The organism is Streptomyces phyllanthi, assembly GCF_009377205.1.
Taxonomy (GTDB): Bacteria; Actinomycetota; Actinomycetes; order Streptomycetales; family Streptomycetaceae; genus Streptomyces; species Streptomyces phyllanthi.
This window is the reverse complement of the sequence record NZ_VJZE01000641.1, coordinates 1-4053: the sequence shown is the minus strand read 5'-3', so window position 1 is coordinate 4053 and position 4053 is coordinate 1. Positions and strand designations below refer to the sequence as shown.

The following is a 4053-nucleotide window of genomic DNA, read 5'->3' as shown; positions in this document are numbered from 1 at the left end:
GTGCGGTGGGGTACCGCCGGCGGGGGCGGGCGGAGCCGTCGGGCAGAATCGGGAGCATGACCAGCCCCGACCGTCAGCCGCCCGAGCGGGAGTCCGCGCCCGAGTCCGCGCCCGAGTCCGACCCGAAGTCGGGGACTTCGGGCACTGCGGGGACGTCCGGGACCGGAGGATCCGCGAGGCCCGCCGGGACATCGGACGGATCTGCGAAGTCCTCGGCGTCTTCGGAGTCCTCGGGGGCTTCGGCGTCCTCGAGGCCCACGGAGTCTCCGGCGTCCTCGGGTTCTTCGGCCTCCGGGGGATCTTCGGCCGGCTCGGTGTCCTCCGGGGACCCGAAGTCCGCGTACGAGGACCGGGTCTATCGCTCGTCCGGGGGCATCGCGGGCGGCGTACTGCTGCTCGCCGTCGCGGGCTGGCTCGGGATCGACGCGCTCGTCGTGGGCCAGGGCCGTACCCCCTGGCTGGCGCTCGCCGCGCTGCTCTGCGCCGTCCCGCTGGTGATCGCCTTCTCGCTGCGGCCCGCCGTCTTCGCCAACGAGGACCGGCTGCGCGTACGCAACCCGTTCCGGGTGATCGTGCTGCCCTGGGCCACCGTCGCCTCGCTGCGCTCCGGTTACTCGAACGAGGTGGTCGACGAGTCCGGCACCAAGTACCAGCTCTGGTCCGTCCCCGTCTCGCTCCGCGCCCGCAACAAGGCCAACCGGCGGCAGGCCCAGGCCAAGGGCGGCCGGGCGGGTACCCAGACGGACCTCAGCGGACGGACGTCCCTGCTGACCGGGCCCGTGCGTGCGCCGTCCGACCAGATCATGGACGACCTGCGCGCGCTGTGGGAGAGCCGGGCAGGGGCGGCGGACTCGCAGGGCGAACCCAGCGTGCGGTGGTCGTGGGAGGTCATGGGACCGGCGATCGCGGGGGCGGTGCTGCTGGTGATCCTGCTTGTGACGGGGTGAGGAGCCGCTCCCGCTCACAGCCGCCTGCGCTTGGATCGTCCGAACAGCGGTGCCCCGGCGGTCCGGCGGTCCTAAGGTCTTGAGAGCGATGAGTACGAATCTTCAGCCCCAGCAGCCCCAGCAGCCCCAGCAGCCGCAGAACCCCCTGCGGCGACTCGCCCGGTCAGCCGTGCCCGAGGGGTGCGTTCCGTGGAACGGCGAGTCGGCGCGCCGCTGGACGCGGGCGCTGCCGCCCGGGTGGGTGCCGGTACGGACGCGGCCCCGGTATGTGCTGCTGGCGACCGCTGTCGCCGCGCTGGCGGGCTTCTGCCTGGTGACGTTCGCGGGTGTGCGCCCCTTCTTCGCCGCGCTGATCCCGCTTCAGGTGGTCTGGGTGTTCCTACGGCCCGAGGTCGTACGGGTGTCGGCGCCCGCGCTGGTCGTGGTGATGCTCTGGCAGCCGTTCTCGTGGGCGCTGATCGTGCCCGCGGTGCTGCTCCTGGTCGCGACGTGGATGGCCGTGGAGCTGCGGCTGGCCGCCCGCAGACGGCAGCGGAAGGCCGCTCTGAGCGCCGCCGGGGGTGTCACCGCCGCCCTGCCCGACACGGGGAGGCCGGTGCCTCGGGGGAGGTTCCTGCTGGGCCTCGGCGTCGTCCTGCTCGCGCTGGGGATGCTCCTGATGAGCACCGCGTCCCTGTGGGGCCTGGCCGTGGAGCAGCAGGGCAACCGGATGACCGGGCTCCTCTCCGTCGGACTCGGACTCACCGCGCTGCTCTCCGGATGGCTGGGGCGGCACCGGGCCGCCGTACTGCGCACGGGACCCGTGCCGGTGTTCCGGGTCCTCATGCGGGACGACGCGATCGGCGACTCCGAGGTCTGCGCGGCCGACGACCTGGAAGGGGTGCGGCCGCTGTTCACCGTGTCGGTCCAGGAGTCGGACGACGAGGACGACGAGGAGGATGAGGAGGACGAGGACCACGACGGCGAAGGCGGCGGAGACGAGGACGAGCTGGTCGGAGACGATGAGCTGGACCGGCTCCTCGACGATCCGGCGCCCGGACCGCTGCGCGAGGCCGTCCTGTACGGGCTGCCCTACGACGGCGCCGAGGTCGTCCTGGTCAGCGCGCCGCCCGAGGAACCGGACGAGCCGGACGAGCAGCCCGACGAGCGGCCGGTCGTGGAGTGGTCCGTCGGACCGGTGCGGCCGCTGTCCGAGGGGGCCGTACGGCGCCGGGCCGCCGGTGAGAAGCGGGCCGTGGCGCGGAAGGCCGCGGACGCGGAGCGGTGGGACGCGGCCGTCGCGGCCGGGGCGGCGCGGCTGGAGACGGGGGCGGTACGGCGCTGGCGGGCGGGCCCGCTGGACTGGCTCACCTGTCTGGCGCTGGTGCTGTGGGGCGCCCAGGCGGTGCTGAGCGAGAGCGGGGCGTGGCGGTACGGGTGGGCCGCCGTCCTCGGCGTCATCGGTGTGCTGGCGGTGCCCGGGGCGGTCGCGTGGCGGGTCACCGCCGACCGGTCGGGCCTGTGGGTCAGCGGTCTGCTCGGGGCGCGGCACATCGCGTGGGACCACCTCATGACCGTCCAGTACAAGGGCACCGAACTGAAGCTGGACAGCCGCCGGGCGCGGTTCACACCATGGTCGACCCATGGGCCCCGGTGGCCGTGGCTGCAGCGCAGGTTCGGGCTGGTCCACCCGTACGAGAAGGTCGTCGCCGAGATCACCGCCATGCGGGACGACCCCGTGCTGCGGCCCGTCGAGGAGAGCGGGGAGCGGGAGCGGGGGCGGCCGCTGTGGCCGGTGGGGGTTCTGTTCTCAGTGGTGTTGGTGGTGGCGTTGGTGCTGGTGCCTTGAGGACTCCTGGAGACCTCCGGGAATCACCTGTGCACAACCCCCGGTCGTCCGCGCAAGCCCCGGCTGGTGAGCCGGGGCTTCGCTGTGGGGCGGACTCGCTCCGGGACGGCGCTTCGCCGTGGGGCGGGTGCGGTCAGATGCCCGCCGCCTGGGCGAGGTCGCGCTTGAGCGTTGCCAGCAGGTCGGCCGCCTTCGCGCGCGCCGTGGGCAGGTCGGCGTGCGTGGCCACCGGGACCACGACCTCCAGGTAGCACTTGAGCTTCGGCTCGGTGCCGCTGGGGCGGACGATCACGCGGGCGCCGTCGAGGGTGTAGCGCAGGCCGTCCGTGGGCGGGAGCGTGTCCGTACCCCGGGTCAGGTCCTCGGACCTTGTGACGGGCAGGCCCGCGAGGCCGGCCGGGGGCTGTTCGCGCAGGCGTCGCATGGCGTCGGCGATGAGCGAGAGATCCTGGACACGGACCGAGAGCTGGTCCGTGGCGTGCAGGCCGTGTTCGACCGCGATGTCGTCCAGGAGGTCGAGGAGCGTGCGGCCCTCGGACTTGAGGACGGACGCGAGCTCGGTGATCAGGAGCGCCGCCGTGATGCCGTCCTTGTCGCGTACGCCGTCCGGGTCCACGCAGTAGCCGAGCGCCTCCTCGTAGCCGTAGCGCAGACCCTCGACGCGGGCGATCCACTTGAAGCCGGTGAGCGTCTCCTCGTAGGAGAGGCCCGCCTTCGCGGCGATCCGGCCGAGGAGGGAGGACGAGACGATGGACTCGGCGAAGGTGCCGGTCACCCCGCGGCTCACCAGGTGCGTGGCGAGGAGCGCGCCGACCTCGTCGCCGCGCAGCATGCGCCAGTCCTCGCCGTCCCTGACCGCGACGGCGCAGCGGTCGGCGTCCGGGTCGTTGGCGATGACCAGGTCGGGGTCCGTCGCGCGGGCCTTCGCGAACGCGAGGTCCATGGCGCCCGGCTCTTCCGGGTTGGGGAAGGCGACGGTGGGGAAGTCCGGGTCGGGGTCGGCCTGTTCGGTGACGAGTTCGGGGGCGGGGAAGCCCGCGCGGGCGAAGGTGGCCAGGAGGACGTCCCGGCCGACGCCGTGCATCGCCGTGTAGACGGTGCGGGCGCTGCGGGGCGAGCCGGGGGCGAGGACGGCGTCCGTGCGGGCCAGGTAGGCGTCGAGGACGGTGTCGTCGAGGGTGTCCCAGCCGGTGGTGGGGCGGGGGACGTCGTCGAGGGACCGTACGGCGTCGATCTCGGCGGCGATGTCGGCGTCGGCGGGGGGAACGATCTGGGAGC

4 protein-coding genes are annotated in these 4053 nt (G+C 73.7%); 2 read left to right on the top strand and 2 right to left on the bottom strand.

What is annotated here, in order from left to right:
• Positions 1-73 precede the first annotated feature (73 nt).
• Positions 74-259 carry a hypothetical protein gene (locus tag FNH04_RS48330; protein ID WP_152791610.1) on the bottom strand — a complete coding sequence of 62 codons (186 nt, stop codon included), beginning with the start codon at positions 257-259 and terminating at the stop codon, positions 74-76.
• A 55-nt stretch (positions 260-314) separates the two neighbouring features.
• On the opposite strand from FNH04_RS48330, the gene FNH04_RS48325 reads away from it, so the two are divergent.
• Both FNH04_RS48325 and FNH04_RS42630 read left to right on the top strand, forming a co-directional pair.
• Positions 315-947, top strand: coding sequence for a PH domain-containing protein (locus FNH04_RS48325; protein ID WP_322725476.1), 633 nt, complete (start codon positions 315-317; stop codon positions 945-947).
• 88 nt (positions 948-1035) lie between these two features.
• Positions 1036-2775: a hypothetical protein gene (locus tag FNH04_RS42630; protein ID WP_152791609.1), complete on the top strand. Its 1740-nt coding sequence runs from the start codon at positions 1036-1038 to the stop codon at positions 2773-2775.
• A 133-nt stretch (positions 2776-2908) separates the two neighbouring features.
• On the opposite strand, the gene FNH04_RS42625 is transcribed toward FNH04_RS42630, so the two are convergent.
• Positions 2909-4053: phospho-sugar mutase (locus FNH04_RS42625; protein WP_152791608.1), on the bottom strand; the 1145-nt coding region annotated here is incomplete at its 5' end.